Genomic DNA, 19,233 nt, shown 5'->3' on the forward strand with positions numbered 1-19,233 from the left:
TGGGGTTATCCCCCGCGCTTCCGGGCGGCGGCCCTCATGGCTTTGCGGCGGCCGACCGGGCACTCTGGCGCGTATGACCGCTAGCTCCACGCCACTTCACGACGACCGGCCGCCGCCCGCGCGCTTCGCGTACGACACGCACACCTGGAAGGAGATCGCGCACCTCCTGGTGAATCTGCCCGTGGGCATGCTCGGTTTCCTCTACGCGGTGTCCGTGCTGGCCATCGGCGTCCCCCTGACGGTGACGGTCGTCGGCCTTCCGCTGCTCGCGGTGGGGCTGCTCGGCGCCCGCCTGATCGGCAGGGCGGAACGGGCGCGCGCCAGGAAGCTGCTCGGCGTACGGATCGACGAGCCGAGCCCGATGCCGATGATCGGTACGTCCGGCTTCTTCGGGCGGCTGTGGTCGAGCCTGAAGGACCCGGTGGGCTGGCGCACCATGCTGTACTCGTTCATCCGGCTGCCCTGGGGCGTGCTCACCTTCGGCGTCATGGCGACCGGGCTCTTCGTGGCCTGGCCGGTGCTGCCGTTCATCGCGCGCGGCCTGGCCAACGCGGACCGGGCGATGGTGCGCGGGCTGCTCTCCCCCTCCGACGAGCTGGAGCGGCGCATCGCCGAACTGGAGTCGGACCGCGGCGTCGTCGTGGACACCGCCGCCGCCGACCTGCGCCGCATCGAACGCGACCTGCACGACGGAGCGCAGGCCCGCCTCGTCGCCCTCGCCATGGGCCTGGGCCTGGCCAAGGAGAAGCTCACCGAGGACCCCGAAGCCGCCGCCCGCATGGTCGACGAAGCCCACGGCGAAGTGAAGGTCGCCCTGCAAGAACTCCGCGACCTCGCCCGCGGCATCCACCCCGCCGTCCTCACCGACCGCGGCCTGAACGCCGCGCTCTCCTCCCTCGCCGCCCGCTGCACCGTGCCGGTGAAGGTGACCGCCGACCTCCCCGCGCGCCCCGCCGCCGCCATCGAGGGCAGCGCGTACTTCACGGTCTCCGAGCTGCTCCAGAACGTCAGCAAGCACAGCGGCGCGCGGTCCGCGAGCGTCGAGGTGTGGCGCTCGGAGGACCGGCTCCTGATCCAGGTGTCGGACGACGGGCGCGGCGGCGCGCGGCTCGACGGGGGCACGGGCATGGCGGGCCTCGCGGACCGGCTCGGCGCCGTCGACGGGCTCTTCGTGATCGACTCCCCGGAGGGCGGACCGACCACGATCACGGCGGAACTGCCCTGGCGCGACCGTGCCAGTGACCCCGCACCGCAGCCCGGCGCCGGCCGGAGGTAGGGAAAACCCCCGGTCGAAGACGCCGACGCACTCCATGGTCCGCAGCGGCGCGGGCGGCGATTCTGGAGGTACGACAACCGAGCAGAAACGGACGACACCGATGGCCACGGAATACGGACAGGGGTACGCACAGATGGACCGGCCGGACTTCCGGGCAGCCGACGTCGAGGAACGGCGGCGCCACCGCATCCCCGCCGGGCTGCGCGCCCCGATCGAGGCCCGCACCTGGCGGGAGCTTCTCTACACCGTGCTGAGCCTGCCGATCGGCATCACCGCGTTCGTCTTCGCCGTCACGATGGTCTCGCTCGGCGCCGGGCTCCTGATCACCTTCATCGGCGTCCCGGTGCTCGCGGGTGCGCTGGCCGCCTGCCGCGGCATCGGCGCCCTGGAGCGGACCAGGGCCCGGGCGCTGCTCGGCATGGACATCGCCTCGCCCGAGCCGCTGCGGCCGCGCTCAGGCGGCCTGATGGCGCACATCGGGGCCGTCCTCAAGAGCGGCACTTCCTGGCGGAACCTGCTCTACTCGCTGCTGCTCATGCCGTGGTCGCTGTTCTCGTTCATCGTGGCGATCGTCTTCTGGTCGTACGGCTGGCTGATGCTGACGTACCCGCTGTGGTTCTGGCTCTTCCCGATGTACGGCGGCCAGGACGGCATCCAGCTCTACGGCGACGACGGCCACCGCATCTACCTCGACAACCCCTTCGAGATCACGCTCACCGCGGCGACCGGCCTGCTGATCACGCTGGCGACGCCCTGGATCCTGCGGGCCCTGACCACCGTGGACCGCCTGATGGTCCACGGCCTGCTCGGCCCCTCGCAGCTCGCGACCCGTGTCGTCGAACTGGAGTCGGACCGCGGCGTCGTCGTGGACACCGCCGCCGCCGACCTTCGCCGCATCGAACGCGACCTGCACGACGGAGCGCAGGCCCGCCTCGTCGCCCTCGCCATGGATCTGGGCCTGGCCAAGGAGAAGCTCACCGAGGACCCCGAAGCCGCCGCACGCATGGTCGACGAAGCCCACGGCGAAGTGAAGGTCGCCCTGCAAGAACTCCGCGACCTCGCCCGCGGCATCCACCCCGCCGTCCTCACCGACCGCGGCCTGGACGCGGCGCTCTCCGCGCTCGCCGCCCGCTGCACCGTGCCGGTCCAGGTGGAGGTGGACCTGTCGAGCCGCCCGGTCGCCGCCATCGAGGGCATCGCGTACTTCACGGTCTCCGAGCTGCTCCAGAACATCAGCAAGCACAGCCGGGCGAGCCAGGGCACGGTCGACGTCTGGCGTACGGAGGACCGGCTGATGCTCCAGATCACCGACAACGGCGTGGGCGGCGCCGACACCTCGGCGGGTTCCGGTCTCGCCGGGCTCGCGGAGCGGCTCGACGCGGTCGACGGGATCCTGGTGGTCGTCTCACCGCACGGCGGACCGACCACGATCACCGCGGAACTGCCCTGGCGCGCCTAGCACTTGAGCCACTGGTACGTGAGCCACCCGAACCGACCCGCCGCCTCCCCCGGATTGGATACCTTCGCCCCCAGCGGCGCAGGACGTCCCGGGGGAGGCGGCATCATGCAGAGGGTCAGGCCACGGCTGCGCGAGCGGCTCGCGCAGCGGCTGAGCGGCACCGCCCCCGCGCCGCCGCAGGACGCGGGCGGCGGGCCCGCGGCCACGAACGGCCAGCCGTTCGACTACCGGGTCCGGGTCCTCGTGGAGATCCACCGGGATCCGGACGAACTGGCCCTCGCGGAAGAGGTGTTGGCAGGCCGCGGCTGGCCGGTGCGGGCACCGAAGCCCGGCGAGTACGCGCCGGACGAGGTGACCGAGGGGTACGTGCCCCGGATCGTGGAGGTCCGGCTGCTCGGCGCCCGCGACGGCGCGGCCCAGCAGGCGCTGCACATGGTGATGGACCTGTCGAAGGCCATGGAACTGGCCCTGCACGTACGGGACGCGGCGCTCATCCAGCACCGGCCCGATCCGCACATCACCTGGGAGATCCATCCGAGACGGGTGCCGGGGCCGCGCGAACGGTTCCGGCGGTTCTGGGCCGACGACGGCACGGACGACGCCGCCCCGCGGCCCCTGCGGGTGATCCGGATCCCGGAGCAGGCCCCTGAGTCGGACGCGCTCGCGGCGGCGGCCTCGCACTCACCTGCCTGGCCGCCGTTCGACGCCGCGGAGCACGCGGTGCGTCCCGCGCGGATCAACCGGCTCTCCCCCGCGTGGTGGGGCCAGGCGTTCCTGGCCCTGGTCACCGTCGCCGCCGCGCTGCTGGCCATCCGCCATCTGCACCTCCCCGACGAACCCGCGCCCGTCGGCTACTCCGTCCTGTTCTCCGTCGGCATCTCGGCGATGGGCCTGCTCACCTCCGTCTTCGGCGCGGGCGCCTGGTTCGCCCTGCGCCAGTCGAGCGCGCTGCGGCACGTCCTGCCCTGGGCGCTGCCGGTCGCGCTGCCCGCCGCGTTCGCCGCGGTTCCGCAGGTGGGGCAGCTGCTCCACACGTCGTACCTCTCGGCGTTCGACCTGTCGGGCGAGGTCGAGGGCGGCGGCTGGAGCGACGCGCTCAGGGCCGGGCTGCTCCTGACGGGGGCGGCGCTGTACGGACTGCTCATCGGGCTCGGCGCGGGCGGCTGGGTGTACCGGACCACCGCCCGCTCGGGCACCCCCTTCGGCCTCACGCTGTTCATCGGCGTCTACGCGGGGCTCGCCGCCGGTCTGGTCCTGGCCAACACGGTGATGGAGCGCGCGGGCGACTCCGGCGACGACGCCCGCGCCACCGCGGCCGCGTACCGCACGCCCGGCTCCTACTACGGCCTGGAGCCGGAGTTCGTCTGCGTGCTCCCGAAGGGCAAGGAACCCCCGATCTACGGCGGCCGCCTGCCCACAGGGCGGCCGCTGCTCACCTTCGGTCCCAAGGGCGATCGCGTCTCACTGTGGGATCCGAAGGCGGAGCGGGCGCTCGGCATGCGGCTCGAAGACGCCACTTTCGTACCCGCCAAGACCGAACACGGCAAAGCGATCTGCCCGCGAACGCCATAAGGCCCCTCGTCCGCGCGATACTGAAGGGGTTGGGGGCCGGAATTTCATACGCGGGGGGCCGTGGACGTGGAGGACAAAGTGCGGGTGGTCATCGCCGAGGATTCAGTGCTGCTCAGGGAGGGGCTGACCCGGTTGCTGACCGACCGCGGGCATGACGTGGTCGCTGGTGTGGGTGACGCCGACGCACTGATCAAGACAATCACCGAGCTGGCGGCGGAGAACGCCCTGCCGGACGTGGTCGTCGCCGACGTGCGGATGCCGCCGACGCACACCGACGAGGGGGTGCGCGCCGCGGTGTACCTGCGCGCCCAGCACCCCGGCCTCGGTGTCCTGGTCCTCTCGCAGTACGTCGAGGAGCAGTACGCGACCGAGCTGCTCGCCGGATCGAGCAGGGGGGTGGGCTATCTGCTCAAGGACCGGGTCGCCGAGGTGCGCGAGTTCGTCGACGCGGTGGTGCGGGTGGCCGACGGGGGCACGGCGCTCGACCCCGAGGTCGTGGCGCAGCTGCTCGGCCGCAGCCGGAAGCAGGACGTCCTCGCGGGGCTTACTCCGCGTGAACGCGAGGTACTCGGCCTGATGGCCGAAGGACGGACGAACTCCGCGGTCGCCCGGCAGCTCGTGGTGAGCGACGGAGCCGTCGAGAAGCACGTGAGCAACATCTTCCTGAAGCTCGGCCTGTCCCAGAGTGACGGGGATCACCGCCGCGTGCTCGCGGTGCTCACCTACCTCAACTCATAGGGAACTGACACCCTGTCAGATGGCGTCGGCGAGCAGTCGCTCGTCCGACGCCCACCAGGCAGCCGTCGGACAGTCGCAAGTGAGCCACCAGAACGCCGCAAGGAAAGCCATAGAGAGTCCTAGAACCAAAGGATGAGCCGGAAGCGTCATCCAAGAAGGGCCGGGGGGCGAGGCAGACCATGACAAGTCGGTACGTAAGGGCGTCTCAGAAGCACGTCCACCATGCGAGCTACCCGAGGAAGGCGACCCTTACAGACGTAGGGTGGGCCTTGGAGGCGTCAGCCGTCCTGGCGTTTCCGCTCAGCCGCCTCGAGGGAGGTCCAGTTCAGTGACCAGCCAGGTCAGTAGCCCAGCCGAGCAAGCCGACGGGGCAGTCGTCGGAGAGCAGCGAAAGCACGCGGGTGAGAAGGACGTACGCCGCCTGGATCGTGTGATCATCCGCTTCGCGGGTGACTCCGGGGACGGCATGCAGCTCACCGGCGACCGGTTCACCTCCGAGACCGCATCCTTCGGCAACGACCTGTCGACGCTGCCGAACTTCCCCGCGGAGATCCGCGCACCCGCCGGAACACTCCCGGGCGTCTCCTCCTTCCAACTCCACTTCGCCGACCACGACATCCTCACGCCGGGCGACGCGCCGAACGTGCTTGTGGCGATGAATCCGGCGGCGCTGAAGGCGAACATCGCCGACGTGCCGCGCGGCGCGGAGATCATCGTCAACACCGACGAATTCTCCAAGCGCGCCATGCAGAAGGTCGGTTACGACGTCTCGCCCCTCGAGGACGGCTCCCTGGACGGCTACAGCGTGCACCCGGTGCCGCTGACCACGCTGACCGTGGAGGCGCTCAAGGACTTCGACCTCTCGCGCAAGGACGCGGGCCGCTCGAAGAACATGTTCACGCTCGGGCTGCTCTCGTGGATGTACCACCGGCCGACCGAGGGCACCGAGAGGTTCCTGCGGGCCAAGTTCGCCAAGAAGCCGGACATCGCCGAGGCCAACATCGCGGCGTTCCACGCGGGTTGGAACTTCGGCGAGACCACCGAGGACTTCGCCGTCTCCTACGAGGTCGCCCCGGCGTCCCAGGCGTTCCCGACCGGCACCTACCGCAACATCTCCGGGAACCTCGCCCTGTCGTACGGCCTGATCGCGGCGGGGCGGCAGGCCGATCTGCCGCTGTACCTGGGCAGTTACCCGATCACGCCCGCCTCGGACATCCTGCACGAGCTGTCCAAGCACAAGAACTTCGGCGTGCGCACCTTCCAGGCCGAGGACGAGATCGCGGGCATCGGTGCCGCGCTCGGCGCGGCCTTCGGCGGCTCGCTCGCGGTCACCACCACCTCCGGGCCCGGTGTCGCGCTCAAGTCGGAGACCATCGGCCTCGCCGTCTCCCTCGAACTGCCGCTGCTCGTCGTGGACATCCAGCGCGGCGGCCCGAGCACGGGCCTGCCGACCAAGACCGAGCAGGCCGACCTGCTGCAGGCGATGTACGGCCGCAACGGCGAGGCCCCGGTGCCGATCGTGGCGCCGAAGACCCCCGCCGACTGTTTCGACGCGGCCCTGGAGGCGGCCCGGATCGCCGTCACCTACCGCACCCCGGTCTTCCTGCTCTCCGACGGCTACCTGGCCAACGGCTCGGAGCCGTGGCGCATCCCCGACATCCACGAACTCCCCGACCTGCGCGTGCAGTTCGCCTCGGGCACCAACCACACCGAGGACGACGGCACCGAGGTCTTCTGGCCCTACAAGCGCGACCCGCAGACGCTGGCACGCCCGTGGGCCATCCCGGGCACGCCGGGCCTGGAGCACCGCATCGGCGGCATCGAGAAGCAGGACGGCACGGGCAACATCTCGTACGACCCGGCCAACCACGACTTCATGGTCCGTACCCGGCAGGCCAAGATCGACGGCATCGAGGTGCCCGACCTGGAGGTCGACGACAAGGGCGGCGACGCCAACACCCTGGTCCTCGGCTGGGGTTCGACGTACGGCCCGATCACCGCGGCGGTCCGCAGGCTGCGCGCGGCGGGCCGGCCCATCGCCCAGGCCCACCTGCGCCACCTCAACCCCTTCCCGCGGAATCTGGGCGAGGTCCTCAAGCGTTACGACAAGGTGGTGATCCCCGAGATGAACCTCGGTCAGCTCGCCACAGTGGTCCGCGCCGAGTTCCTGGTGGACGCGGTCTCGTACAACCAGGTGAACGGCATGCCGTTCAAGGCCGAGCAGCTCGCCACGGCTCTCAAGGAGGCCATCGATGGCTGACACGAAGACGGCCGGGTCAGAGGGGACCGGGAGCACGATCGAAGCGCTTTCCCTGGTGCCCAAGGCCGAGGCCAAGCAGTCCATGAAGGACTTCAAGTCCGACCAGGAGGTGCGTTGGTGCCCCGGCTGCGGTGACTACGCCGTGCTGGCCGCCGTGCAGGGCTTCATGCCCGAGCTCGGCCTGGCGAAGGAGAACATCGTCTTCGTCTCGGGCATCGGGTGCAGCTCCCGCTTCCCGTACTACATGAACACCTACGGGATGCACTCCATCCACGGCCGCGCCCCGGCGATCGCCACCGGACTCGCCTCCTCGCGGCGGGACTTGAGCGTCTGGGTGGTCACCGGCGACGGCGACGCGCTCTCCATCGGCGGCAACCACCTGATCCACGCCCTGCGCCGCAATGTGAACCTGAAGATCCTGCTCTTCAACAACCGGATCTACGGCCTCACCAAGGGCCAGTACTCGCCGACCTCCGAGGTCGGCAAGATCACCAAGTCGACGCCGATGGGGTCGCTCGACGCGCCCTTCAACCCGGTCTCGCTGGCGATCGGCGCCGAGGCGTCCTTCGTGGCCCGCACCGTCGACTCCGACCGCAAGCACCTCACCTCGGTGCTGCGCCAGGCGGCCGAGCACCCCGGCACGGCGCTCGTGGAGATCTACCAGAACTGCAACATCTTCAACGACGGCGCCTTCGAGGTCCTCAAGGACAAGCAGCAGGCCGAGGAGGCGGTGATCCGCCTGGAGCACGGGCAGCCGATCCGCTTCGGCGCCGACGGGACGAAGGGCGTGGTCCGCGACGCGGTGACCGGTGACCTGAAGGTCGTCGCGGTCACCCCGGAGAACGAGGGCGACATCCTCGTCCACGACGCGCACTCCACGTCGCCGACGACGGCCTTCGCGCTCTCCCGGCTCGCCGACCCGGACACCCTGCACCACACCCCGATCGGCGTCCTGCGCGACGTCGAGCGGCCGGTGTACGACACGCTCATGGCCGACCAGCTGGACAGCGCCATCGAACAGAACGGCAAGGGCGACCTCGCCGCGCTGCTCGCGGGCGGCGACACGTGGACGGTCGTCGGCTAGCCCTCGCCGGTCGACTGCCGTACGCCGAGGCCCGGTCCTGATCCGTCAGGACCGGGCCTCGTCGTATGCCTCACGCGCCTTCTGGACGTCGCCCATGCGCCGCTCCGTCCAGGTCGAGAGGGTCCTGACCTGCGCGGCGGCCTCGCGTCCCAGATCGGTCAGGGAGTAGTCGACGCGGGGCGGGATCACCGGCTTGGCATCGCGGTGCACCAGGCCGTCGCGCTCCAGGGTCTGCAGGGTCTGGGTCAGCGACTTCTCGCTGACGCGGCTGATGTCGCTGATGGCGCGGCGCAGCTCGCTGAACCGGTACGAACGCTCTTCGAGCGCGATCAGGATCAGGACGCCCCAGCGGCTGGTGACGTGCTCCAGGACCAGGCGGTAGGGGCACAGCGCCTCGACGGCGGACTTCTGGGTACTTACGGCCATGCAAGTACCTTACTTCAAGGTGGGTACTTACGGATAGTTAGTGTCGAAGCTAGGGTGGGTGGCAGACCACACCGAAGCGTTACCCACCAGGAGATTTCAGACATGAGCATCGTCGTCACCGGAGCCACCGGACACCTCGGCCGTCTCGTCGTCGAGGGGCTGCTCGCCGCCCGGGTCCCGGCCGGGGAGATCGCGGCCGTCGTCCGCGACAAGGACAAGGCCGCCGACCTCGCCGAGCGTGGCGTCGAGCTGCGGGTCGCCGACTACAGCGCCCCCGAGACCCTGCGCGGGGCCTTCGCCGCGGGCGACCGCGTCCTGCTGATCTCCGGCAGCGAGGTCGGCAGCCGGGTGCCGCAGCACCGCGCCGTGGTCGACGCCGCGCGCTCGGCGGGCGTCGCGCTCCTCGCGTACACGGGCATACTCGGCGGCCCCGACGCCGACTTCGACCTCGCGGCCGAGCACAAGGAGACCGAGCGGATCATCCTCGACTCCGGCCTGCCGCACGTCTTCCTGCGCAACGGCTGGTACCACGAGAACTACACCGAGCACCTCGCCCCGGTCCTGGCGCACGGCGCCGTCGTCGGCTCGGCGGGCGAGGGCCGCGTCGCCTCCGCCTCGCGTGCCGACTACGCCGCGGCCGCCGTCGCCGTACTGACCGGCGAGGGCCACGAGGGCAAGACCTACGAGCTGAGCGGCGACGTGGCGTGGAGCCTCGCCGAGTACGCCGCCGAGGTGGCCGCGCGCACCGGCAAGGACATCTCGTACGCGAACGTCCCCGCCGAGCAGCACCTCGCGATCCTGACCGGCGCCGGGGTGCCGGAGCCGATGGCGGCGCTCCTCGTCGACGTGGACGCGGCTATCGGGCGGGGGCGCCTCGCAGGGACGAGTGGTGACCTGGCGCGGCTGATCGGGCGGCCCACCACGCGGATCGCTGACGCTGTGTCTGTGGCGGTCACTGGCTGATGCCCCGGCCCGGGGCGGAGCGGCTCAACCCCTTCGCCCTTCGGGCTCGTCCTCAAACGCCGGACGGGCTTTTCCTCCTCCCCCTGTGTCATGAGCGTCTCTCTTTTACGGGCATGACATGGCGGGGCTCCCGGCGCTACCTTCAGGGGGCAGCGTGGGGCTGCCGAGCACCAAGGAGGGGCCGTGGACAGCGGAGCAGCCGGGCAGTCGAGGAGTGAGCAGCGGATCGGGCTCCTGAACGGCTTCGCGGCGTACGGGATGTGGGGGCTCGTCCCCCTCTTCTGGCCCCTGCTCAAACCGGCCGGCGCCATCGAGATCCTCGCCCACCGGATGGCCTGGTCCCTCGTCGCGGTCGGCATCGCGCTGCTCTTCGTACGGCGCTGGGCCTGGGCGGGCGAGCTGATCCGGCAGCCGCGCAGGCTGGGCCTGGTGGCGATCGCCGCGGCGGTCATCACCGTGAACTGGGGCCTCTACATCTGGTCGGTGAACACCGGCCACGTCGTGGAGGCCTCGCTCGGCTACTTCATCAACCCCCTCGTCACCATCGCCATGGGCGTCCTGCTGCTCGGCGAGCGGCTGCGGCCCGTGCAGTGGGCGGCGGTCGGCGTCGGCCTCGCCGCGGTGCTCGTGCTCGCGTTCGGTTACGGCAGGCCGCCGTGGATCTCCCTCGTCCTCGCCTTCTCCTTCGCGACGTACGGCCTGGTGAAGAAGAAGGTCAACCTCAGCGGCCTGGAGTCGCTCACCGCCGAGACCGCCGTGCAGTTCCTGCCCGCGGTCGGCTATCTGGTGTGGCTCGGCGCGCAGGGCGACGCCACGTTCGGGTCCGAGGGCGTCGGGCACGCGGCGCTGCTCGCCACCACCGGTGTGGTGACCGCCGTGCCCCTGGTCTGCTTCGGGGCCGCGGCGATCCGGGTGCCGCTCTCCACGCTGGGGCTGCTGCAGTACCTCGCGCCCGTCTTCCAGTTCCTGCTCGGGATCCTGTACTTCCACGAGGCGATGCCGCCCGAGCGGTGGGCGGGCTTCGCGCTGGTGTGGCTCGCGCTGTCGTTGCTGACGTTCGACGCGTTGCGCATCGCGCGGCGGAATGCGGTGCGGGTGGCTGCCGCCAGGGGAGCGGTGGCCTCGGCGGCGTCCCGGCCTGCGGCCGCGTCGGCCGCCTCGCCCGGTCGTGAGGCGCGGGAGACGGTCGTCTGAGCACGGTGGGCGAGCTCGGGTTCGTCGTGGCTGAGCGCGCAGTTCCCCGCGCCCCTAACGGGGCGCCCAGGCCCCTGCCTTCGCGCGCTCCTGTACGTACTCCGAGAAGTCGCGCGGCTCTCGGCCCAGGACGTCCCTGACTCCCGACGTGGGCGTCGCGTTGTGGCCCTCGGAGAGGAAGACGAACACGTGGGCCAGCGAGCGGGCCGCCTCGTCGGGGACGCCGTCCGCGACGAGTTCGGCCACGTACTGCTCCTCCGTGACGTGCTCGAAGCGCATCGGCCGGCCGGACGCCGCGGCGATCTCCGCGACCGCGTCGCCGAAGGAGAGCGCGCGCGGGCCCGTGAGCTCGTAGACGCGGTGCGTGTGGCCCTCCTCGGTGAGGAGCGCGGCCGCCACCTCGGCGATGTCCGTCACGTCGATGAAGGGCTCCGGCACGTCGCCGGTGGGCAGCGCGAGGCGCCCGGCGAGCAGGGGCCCGTGGAAGAGGTCCTCGTCGAAGTTCTGCGCGAAGTTGTTGGGCCGGATCACGGTCCAGTCGACGTCCGCGTCACGGACCGCCTGCTCCGCCTCCGCCATGCCCGGCTCGAACGAGTGGCCGTACAGCTCGACCCCGCGGCCCGACAGGACCACGAAGCGCCGCACGCCCGCGGCCTTGGCCTGCGCGATGAAGTCGGCGATCGGCTCGGCCTCGGTCGGTACGACCAGGTAGAGCGCCCTGACACCCGCGAGGGCGGGCGCCCAGGTGGCGCGGTCGGTCCAGTCGAAGCGGGTCCCCGAGGTCCGCGAGGCGGCGCGGACGGCATGCCCCGCCGCGCGCAGCCTGGCCACCACGTGGCGTCCTGTCTTGCCGGTGGCGCCGAGTACGAGGATGGGGTCGGTGGACTCAGCGGTCTGGGTGGACTGGGTGGTCTGCTGCTCGGTCTCTGTCATGGGGCCAGCCAACTCTCCTTGCGCGGCGCGTGACATGGGCATCCGTCTCGCAGGGATCGGTGTCCGTCTACGTCTACCGTGGGGGCATGGATGCTCTGGGGGATCTGCTGCGCGGGATACGGGCGGACGGGGCGCGGTTCGACCGTGCGGTCCTGACGGGACCGTGGGAGGTGACGTGCGCCGAGGGCGCCGCCCTCGAACTGATCACCGTGGTGCGCGGCTCGGCACTGATCACCGCGGAGTCGGACGAACCACGGACCCTGCACGAGGGTGACACCGCGATCGTCTCCACGACCGCGCCCTACACGGCGGCGCGCACGGGCGGCCCGGGCTCCGGCGGGTGTGAACTGGTCTTCGGTGCCTACCAGTTCGACGGCTGCGTCGGACGGCGGCTGATCAGCGCGCTGCCGCCGCTGCTCGTCGTCCCCGGCGGCGCGGAGTGCCTGCCCATCATCGAGCTGATCGCCGCCGAGGTGGCCGCCGACCGCCCCGGCCGTCAGTACGTGATGGACCGGATGCTCGACTGGATGCTGGCCTGCACCCTGCGCGACTGGTTCGACCTGCCGGGCTCCCGCCCGCCCGCCTGGTACCGCGCGCTCGGCGACGACGTGGTGGGCCCCGCCCTGCGCGCCATGCACGACGAACCCGCGCGGTCCTGGACGGTGGCGGCGCTCGCCGCGCGCTCCCAGGTCTCGCGCGCGGCCTTCGCCCGCAGCTTCACCGACCTGGTGGGCAGGCCCCCGATGGCGTACCTCACTGAGTGGCGCATGACGCTCGCCGCCGAACTGCTCGCCGAGCCCGGCGCGACGGTCGCCGCGGTGGCGGGGCAGGTCGGGTACGCCGACGGGTTCGGGTTCAGCGACGCCTTCAAGCGGATCAGGGGCATCGCGCCGAGCGGCTACCGCGCGTCGCTGACCGGGAACCGGACGGCCGCGGGCTCCCTCAGAGCGGCGGGCTGACCGCCACCCGCGACGGGCCCGCTCCCGCCCGCGTGGCCGCCGGACGCACCCCTTCCCTTGCGTGCGCCGCGTACGCCGACCACCGCGACGACCACGCCGAGGCCCGCCATGACCACCGGGACGATCAGCGCCACCCGGAACGCCGACAGGTCCACGCCGTCCGCCCCGCCCCCGTGGCCCGCCCCGCCCGCGTGCCCGCCGGACGAGACGAGTCCGTAGACCGCGGTCACGGCGGAGATGCCGATCGCCGCGCCGAACTGCGTGGCGGTGTGCAGCAGTCCGCTCGCCAGGCCCTGCTCCTTCGCGGCCACGCCGTCCGTCGCCGCGATCATCTGCGGGCCGAGCGTGAGCGCGAAGCCGGTGCCCGCGAGGAGCAGCGTCGGGAACATCGCCAGATACGACCAGTCGGCGCCGACCGGCAGGAACAGCGCGTACGCCGCGAAGGCCATCAGGAAGCCACCGAGGATCACGCGCGCGTTGCCGAACCGCCTGACCAGGCGCGGGGTGAGCGTCGGCGAAAGCAGCACGTCGCAGCCCAGCACGAGCATCGCGACGGCGGTCTGCCAGGACGGCCAGCCGCGCAGCTCCTGGAGGTACAGCGTCAGGACGAACTGGAAGCCCATGAACGCCCCGAGGTAGAGCAGCGACCCGAGCCCGGCCCGCACCACGGACCCCGTACGGAAGATCCCGAGCCGCACCAGCGGATCCGCCGTGCGCCGCTCGATCCCCACGAACGCGGCGATCAGCAGCAGCCCCACGACCACCGCGGCGACCGTCAACGGCCAGTCGGCGAAGCCGTGTTCGAGCCGGACGATGCCGTACGCCAGGAGCAGCATGGCCCCGGCAGCGGCGGCGGCCCCCGGCAGGTCGAACCGCCGGGACCGCTTCGGCCCTGTGGGCGCCTGTGCCGGGGGGACGAGCCGCAGCGCCGCGGCCAGGATCGCGGCCGCGAAGAACACCGGCGTGAAGAACACCCACTGCCAGCCGAGCTCGGTGAGCAGCCCGCCCACGACGAGGCCGAGCGAGAAGCCGCCCGCGGACGTCCCCGCGAAGACGAGCAGCGCCTTGTTCCGCTCGGGCCCCTCCTCGTACGAGGTGGTGATGATCGACATCGCGGCGGGCGTCATGAACGCCGCGGCCACACCGGTGACGAACCGCGCGACGACCAGCATCCACCCCTCGGTCGCGAAGCCGCCGAGGCCCGAGAAGACCAGGAAGACCCCGAGCCAGACGAGGAACATCCGCCGTCTGCCCAGCAGATCGGCCGCCCGGCCGCCGAGCAGCGTGAAGCCCGCGTACCCGAGGACGTAGGCGCTGACCACCCACGCCGCCGTGGCGGTCGAAAGGCCCAGGTCGGACCGGATCGAGGGGATCGCGATCGCGACCATGGCGATGTCGATGCCCTCCAGGAACACCGTCCCGCAGAGGACGAGCAGCAGCGCCCAGGCGCGTGCACCCATGATGGAGCTCCTTCGAAGGCGGGGACAGTTACTCGGCCGAGGGTCGGTTCCCTCTTGTAACCAATGGCATCCTGCGGCAGCATCGAGAGGCATGGAAGAAGGCACTTTGAAGTCACCGAGTAACCGCGAAGGCACCGTGGACCACAAGGGCTCCGTGGACTACGGAGACGCCGATCCCTTCCAGTGGGACACCCGCGAGGACTGCCAGGTGCGGCAGATCCTCGACCGGGTCGCCGACAAGTGGTCCCTCCTCGTCATCGCGCTCCTGGACCGCCGCCGCCTGCGCTTCACCGAGCTGCGGCGCGAGATCGACGGGATCAGCCAGCGCATGCTCACGGTCACGCTGCGGCAGCTGGAGCGCGACGGCCTGGTGAAGCGCACCGTGCATCCGGTCGTGCCGCCCCGCGTCGAGTACGAACTCACCCCGCTCGGCGGCACCTTGCACCACACCATCCAGACCCTGGTCTCCTGGACGGAGGAGCACCAGAACGAGATCGCCGTGGCCCGCGCCGACTACGACGCGCGCGCCGCCGCGGAGGAGTCGACCGGGGTGCGCTGAGCGACGCAGGCGTACTGAGAGACGGTGACGGGCTGAGCGACGGTCGCGCGCCCGGCCCCGGGTATGAGCCCGGTGGCGGGAGCGTGCCGGGCGGCGAGGAACACGGAGACCACCCAGAGCAGCCCCAGGTCGACGCCCAGCTCGACGACCGCCGCGAACTGGTCCGTCGTGAACTTGAATATCTGGCCGACCAGGAGGTCCACGAGCAGGGCGGCCCGGAACAGCCGCAGGGCCGCCGTCCGGTCCCGCCGCAGCCGTAGCAGACCGGCAACCCCCAGCGTCGCCGACGCGACCTCGGTGAGTGCGACGGCCAACTGGGCGCCCGGCTGCGGTTCACGCGCCAGCTGTCCGGCGAAGAGGTCGAAGGACATCCAGCCCGCGAACAGCAGCGCCTCGGTCAGCAGACAGGCCACGGCGATCGCACACACGAGCCGGGTCCTGGCCAGCCACCGCAGCCCGCGCCCCACGCCCTCCACCCAGCGCCGCCACCACACGGGCGGCGCCGGTGGACGCTCGGGGACGGCGGCGAGCAGCCGAAGCAGCGCCGCGTCCACCTCCCGGTCCGAACCCTCGACGAGCCGCAGCGCCACCTGACGCTGCTCGGCCGTGAGACCGCCGGTGACTCCCGCGAGGGCGAGGTCGGCGGCGTTCGCCGTGCGCTGCCCCGCGTCGAGGGCCGCGCTGTCCGCCGTACGACGGCGCAGGGCATGGGCGAGCAGGAGCAGCAGCGCGAAGCTCAAGTAGATGATCCCGGCGGCCGGTTGGTAGAAGTACCCCGGCTCGTCCGTGATCTGTTTGCCTATCTCGTCGATGAACAGGCCGAAGCCGACGCCCCCGACGAAGGCCCCGGTCAGCCGGGCCGCCCGCCCGAGGAAGCCGAGCGTCAGCAGGATCGCCGCCATCATCAGCAGCCCGCCCCACAGCATGTGGGCGATGTGCAGCTGACTGTCGCCGCCCCCGCCGAGCTTGGGGTACCCCGCCTGGGCGAGGAAGGCGCGGGTGACCAGGACCGTGGCGATCCCGGTCAGCGCGAAGACGTTCAGCGGGACGGCGGCGTCGGCGGCACGCACGAGAGTTCTACGCCGCATGAACCCGCCCCCCTCTCTCCGATCGCGCGACGGGTCGTGTGAGTCCGTCGTGTGATTCCAGAGTGGCCCGAGCCACACCCCGCCGTGATCCGGGACCACCCCGACCCGCCCCCCAAAGCCCCCCTAGGTGAGGGGAGTTCACCAACCACTCGGTAACCGATATAACTGGTTACCATGACCACCCTGCACTGGAAACTCGTCATCGACGCCAACGACCCGCACGCCCAGGCGGTCTTCTGGAGCGAGACGCTCGGCTATGAGATCGAGGACAACAGCGCCCTGATCGAACGGCTCCTCGGCATCGGCGCGGCGCCCGAGGCCGCGACCCTCGACTTCCGCGGCCGTCGCGCCTGGCGCGACCTCATCGCCGTCCGGCACCCCGACGACCCGTACGACGAGGCCACCGGCACGGGCCTGCTCCGCAGGATCCTCTTCCAGCGCGTGCCCGAGACGAAGAGCGGCAAGAACCGGCTGCACCTCGACGTGCACTCCGAGCCGGGCCGCCGCGACGACGAAGTCGCGCGCCTGCAAGGGCTCGGCGCCTCGGTCGACCAGCACGTCAAGGAGCCCGGCGGCGAGTGGGTGATCATGAAGGACCCGGAGGGCAACGAGTTCTGCGTGCACTGAACGAGTTCCGCGTGCACCGACAGAACGCCTCAGTCCCCCGTCGGCTTCTTCAGCACCTCGACCAGCGCCGAGATGCTGTGCTCGCGATGCCCCCGCTCGACCGCCCTGCGCACCAGGTCGTTGAGGGGCTCGACCCAGGACGCGTCGATGTTCGCCTCCCTGGCGAGCTCCTCCTCGTATCCGATCGCTTCGTGGAACACGCCCACGGAGGAGGCCGGTCGGCTGTAGTCGCCGGAGTCGATCTCCTGCGCCAGCATCGGCAGGAGGGAGGCGATCATCTCCAGCCACTTGACCTCGTAGCGCACCATCGAGCTCACCGGCAGCCCGCGCGCCTGCACGAGAGCGGCGCCCTGGAAGAAGCCGACCAGCGCCGGAAGGAGCGTGGCTCCGACGGCCGACTCGTAGAGGGCGGCGAGATCGGGGTCCGCCCCCAGGTGCACGGTGTCGCCGCCGAGGACCCGCAAGGTGTCCACGTGTTCGTCGAAGGTCGCGCGATCGCCCGCGTAGTAGAGCAGCGTGTCCGGCGCGCCGACCGCCGCGGGCACGTTCTTGACCGCGCCGTCGAGGAACCGCGCGCCCCGCTCCGCCGCCCAGGCCGCCATCGCGCGGGCGCCCGCGGGAGTCCCCGAGTTGAGGGTGACCAGCGTACGTCCCGCGAGCCCGGCGGCGGCCGGTTCCAGTGCCGCGCGCGTGGCCTCGTACGTGGTCAGGCAGGTGATGATCAGCGGGCTCGCGGCGACCGCCGCCTCGATGGACGCCGCGTGCGTCGCGCCCTTGGCGACGAGCGGCGCCGCCTTGCTCGCGCTGCGGTTCCATACGGCCGTCGGACGGCCCGCGTCGACGTAGGCGTCGGCCAGGGCCGCGCCCATCGAGCCGAGTCCGATGACCGTCACGGGGGTGCCTGTGCCGTCCGTCATGTAGTGCTCCTGTCCCGGGTGGGTGAAGGGGAAGCGGTGTCGCCCCTCATGCTCGGGTGGCCGCGACGAAACCCTCAAGTACCCACTAAATAGTGCGCACTTACCCCTAGGTGGGTGACCGGCGGCCTTCTGTGCCGCGCGCGGTGGCAAGCTGATGGTGACGCCCCGTCAGCCAGGAAGGCCGGTATGCCTCCGAGACACACCGCCCTTACCGACGCCGAACGCGCCCACCGTCTCCTCCTAACCACCTGCGCCGCTTTCGCCCTGCTCTCCCTGGTCCTCGTCCCGCCCTCCCTGCCCCTCGGCTGGGACGAACTCGTGTACGCCAGCCGGTTCTCCCCGTACGCGCCCGCCACCCCCTTCAGCGCGCCCCGCACCCGCGGCGTCCCGTTCCTCATCGCGCCCGTCGCCTCCTGGAGCGATTCGGTCGTGCTGCTCAGGCTCTGGCTCACCCTGCTCTCCGCGACCGCGCTCTACCTGGGGTTCCGCCCCTGGCTCCGCGCGGCGCACCGGCCGTCGGCGGCTGCCGTCGCGGCCGCGCTGTACGGCGGCCTGTGGGTCGCGCTGTTCTACGCGAGCGCCGCGATGCCCAACCACTACACGGCGATGGGCGCCGTCGGGGCGGTCGGCCTCTTCCTGCGGGCGCGACCGGCCCCCGCCGCGTACGCGGGGATCGCGGCCTGGCTCGCCCTCGCCACCCTGATGCGGCCCAACGACGGCGCCGCGATCGCCGTGCCGCTCCTGCTCGCCGCCCTGCTCGTACCGGCCCTGCGGAGTCACGGTCGCCTGCTGGCCGTGCTCGGCGGGCTCGCGGCGGGGGCGCTGCCCTGGCTCATCGAGGCGTACGTCCGTTTCGGCGGGGTCCGCGAGCGGCTCGCGCGGGCCAGTGAAGTCCAAGGCGATCTGCGGCCCTTGCTTTCCTTCACGCACCAGCTCACGGTCCTGGACGGCCCGTTGCTCTGCCGCCCCTGCGACAGCGACGGCATCAGGCTGGTGACGGCGGAATGGTGGCTCCTGCTGCCGATCCTGCTGACCGCCGGGCTCCTGGCCCTGCGTCGTCGCACCCCCCGCGCCCTGCCCGCCCACGCCCTGGCCCTCCTCACGGCCCTCTCCGCCGCCCTCCCCTACCTCCTCCTCGTCCCCTACGCCGCTCCCCGGTTCCTCCTCCCCACCCACGCCCTGCTCGCCCCCACGGCTGCGACGGGGCTGCTCCCGCTGGCCGGGCACGCGCGCGGCGCCGGGCGGGCCCGTGCGGTGGGTGTCGTGCTCCCGCTCGCTCTCGCCCTGGCCCTCGTCGGCCACCTCATAACCCAACTCCAGCTCGTCCAGGGCAACTCCAGGATCCAAGCGGGCGCCCGCGGCGACTGGGCGCGGGTCGCCGAGGCGCTGAACGCGCGGGGCGTCGGCGGCGACAGCGCAGCCTCCCCCTGCGTCCTGCGCGGGAACACCTCCGTGATCCCCATCGCGTACGCCACGGGATGCGAGCCCGGCGGATCCGCGCGGTCCACCGCCGACCCCACCCCCGCCCCCGCCGCCCTCGTGCTCCGCGACGCCGCGCCCCCGCGCTGGGCCCGCGACTGGCCGCGCCACGCCGTGCCGGGCACCTACGCCCCCGGCTGGGTCGTCCACGTACGCCCCTGAGGGCCGACGCGCCCGATATCCGTAACTCCCTGCCCGTTTTGCGCTCTTGACGTCACCACGGCCCCACCCGCACCATC

Annotated in this window: 17 protein-coding genes; 12 read left to right on the forward strand and 5 right to left on the reverse strand. The window is 71.7% G+C overall.

What is annotated here, in order from left to right; translation table 11 throughout:
* Positions 1-73: 73 nt before the first annotated feature.
* The 6 genes from CP970_RS17555 to CP970_RS17580 all read left to right on the forward strand — a co-directional run bounded on the left by CP970_RS17555 (position 74) and on the right by CP970_RS17580 (position 8,389).
* The gene (locus CP970_RS17555; RefSeq protein ID WP_055547889.1) at positions 74-1,276 is read left to right on the forward strand and encodes a sensor histidine kinase; all 1,203 of its coding nucleotides are present in this window, start codon (positions 74-76) and stop codon (positions 1,274-1,276) included.
* 100 nt (positions 1,277-1,376) lie between these two features.
* A complete protein-coding gene (locus CP970_RS17560) occupies positions 1,377-2,735 on the forward strand; it encodes a sensor histidine kinase (RefSeq protein WP_055547891.1) in 1,359 nt (452 codons plus the stop codon).
* Positions 2,736-2,840: 105 nt separating this feature from the next.
* Positions 2,841-4,307, forward strand: coding sequence for a hypothetical protein (locus CP970_RS17565; RefSeq protein WP_055547893.1), 1,467 nt, complete (start codon positions 2,841-2,843; stop codon positions 4,305-4,307).
* Between the two features lie 78 nt (positions 4,308-4,385).
* The gene (locus tag CP970_RS17570; protein WP_276204652.1) at positions 4,386-5,045 is read left to right on the forward strand and encodes a response regulator transcription factor; all 660 of its coding nucleotides are present in this window, start codon (positions 4,386-4,388) and stop codon (positions 5,043-5,045) included.
* Positions 5,046-5,373: 328 nt separating this feature from the next.
* Positions 5,374-7,305, forward strand: a complete 1,932-nt coding sequence (locus CP970_RS17575) for a 2-oxoacid:acceptor oxidoreductase subunit alpha (protein WP_055547895.1) — start codon at positions 5,374-5,376, stop codon at positions 7,303-7,305.
* Positions 7,298-8,389, forward strand: a complete 1,092-nt coding sequence (locus tag CP970_RS17580; RefSeq protein WP_055547897.1) for a 2-oxoacid:ferredoxin oxidoreductase subunit beta — start codon at positions 7,298-7,300, stop codon at positions 8,387-8,389. Before CP970_RS17575 ends, CP970_RS17580 begins: the two co-directional genes overlap by 8 nt.
* 45 nt (positions 8,390-8,434) lie before the next feature.
* Here CP970_RS17580 and CP970_RS17585 read toward each other — a convergent pair whose 3' ends face one another.
* Positions 8,435-8,815 carry a winged helix-turn-helix transcriptional regulator gene (locus CP970_RS17585; RefSeq protein ID WP_055547898.1) on the reverse strand — a complete coding sequence of 127 codons (381 nt, stop codon included), beginning with the start codon at positions 8,813-8,815 and terminating at the stop codon, positions 8,435-8,437.
* Positions 8,816-8,917: 102 nt separating this feature from the next.
* Between CP970_RS17585 and CP970_RS17590 the strand changes: the two genes are divergently transcribed.
* Positions 8,918-9,778 carry an SDR family oxidoreductase gene (locus CP970_RS17590; protein ID WP_055547899.1) on the forward strand — a complete coding sequence of 287 codons (861 nt, stop codon included), beginning with the start codon at positions 8,918-8,920 and terminating at the stop codon, positions 9,776-9,778.
* Positions 9,779-9,961: 183 nt separating this feature from the next.
* On the forward strand, positions 9,962-10,972 hold the full coding sequence (gene rarD, locus CP970_RS17595) for an EamA family transporter RarD (protein ID WP_055547901.1): 1,011 nt from the start codon (positions 9,962-9,964) through the stop codon (positions 10,970-10,972).
* A gap of 54 nt (positions 10,973-11,026) precedes the next feature.
* Here the strand turns inward: rarD and CP970_RS17600 are convergent, their stop codons facing one another.
* On the reverse strand, positions 11,027-11,905 hold the full coding sequence (locus tag CP970_RS17600) for an NmrA family NAD(P)-binding protein (protein ID WP_055547903.1): 879 nt from the start codon (positions 11,903-11,905) through the stop codon (positions 11,027-11,029).
* 86 nt (positions 11,906-11,991) lie between these two features.
* Here CP970_RS17600 and CP970_RS17605 point away from each other — a divergent pair, with 86 nt between their 5' ends.
* Positions 11,992-12,864, forward strand: a complete 873-nt coding sequence (locus CP970_RS17605; protein ID WP_055547905.1) for an AraC family transcriptional regulator — start codon at positions 11,992-11,994, stop codon at positions 12,862-12,864.
* Here CP970_RS17605 and CP970_RS17610 read toward each other — a convergent pair.
* Entirely contained in the window at positions 12,804-14,324 is a 1,521-nt protein-coding gene (locus CP970_RS17610; RefSeq protein ID WP_150493527.1) for an MFS transporter, read from the reverse strand. The genes CP970_RS17605 and CP970_RS17610 overlap by 61 nt on opposite strands.
* A gap of 91 nt (positions 14,325-14,415) precedes the next feature.
* Here CP970_RS17610 and CP970_RS17615 point away from each other — a divergent pair, with 91 nt between their 5' ends.
* Positions 14,416-14,883 (forward strand): winged helix-turn-helix transcriptional regulator, encoded by a 468-nt coding sequence (locus CP970_RS17615; protein ID WP_055547917.1) that lies wholly within the window; start codon positions 14,416-14,418, stop codon positions 14,881-14,883.
* On the opposite strand, the gene CP970_RS17620 is transcribed toward CP970_RS17615, so the two are convergent.
* Positions 14,838-15,971, reverse strand: a complete 1,134-nt coding sequence (locus CP970_RS17620; protein WP_150493529.1) for a hypothetical protein — start codon at positions 15,969-15,971, stop codon at positions 14,838-14,840. The genes CP970_RS17615 and CP970_RS17620 overlap by 46 nt on opposite strands.
* A 174-nt stretch (positions 15,972-16,145) precedes the next feature.
* Between CP970_RS17620 and CP970_RS17625 the strand changes: the two genes are divergently transcribed.
* Positions 16,146-16,598 (forward strand): VOC family protein, encoded by a 453-nt coding sequence (locus tag CP970_RS17625; RefSeq protein ID WP_055547921.1) that lies wholly within the window; start codon positions 16,146-16,148, stop codon positions 16,596-16,598.
* Between the two features lie 29 nt (positions 16,599-16,627).
* On the opposite strand, the gene CP970_RS17630 is transcribed toward CP970_RS17625, so the two are convergent.
* Positions 16,628-17,515: an NAD(P)-dependent oxidoreductase gene (locus tag CP970_RS17630; protein WP_055547924.1), complete on the reverse strand. Its 888-nt coding sequence runs from the start codon at positions 17,513-17,515 to the stop codon at positions 16,628-16,630.
* A gap of 186 nt (positions 17,516-17,701) precedes the next feature.
* Here CP970_RS17630 and CP970_RS17635 point away from each other — a divergent pair, with 186 nt between their 5' ends.
* Complete coding sequence (locus CP970_RS17635; protein ID WP_224058490.1) at positions 17,702-19,156, forward strand: hypothetical protein; 1,455 nt, start codon at positions 17,702-17,704, stop codon at positions 19,154-19,156.
* Positions 19,157-19,233: the final 77 nt, after the last annotated feature.

It is taken from the genome of Streptomyces kanamyceticus (assembly GCF_008704495.1).
Classification (GTDB): Bacteria; Actinomycetota; Actinomycetes; order Streptomycetales; family Streptomycetaceae; genus Streptomyces; species Streptomyces kanamyceticus.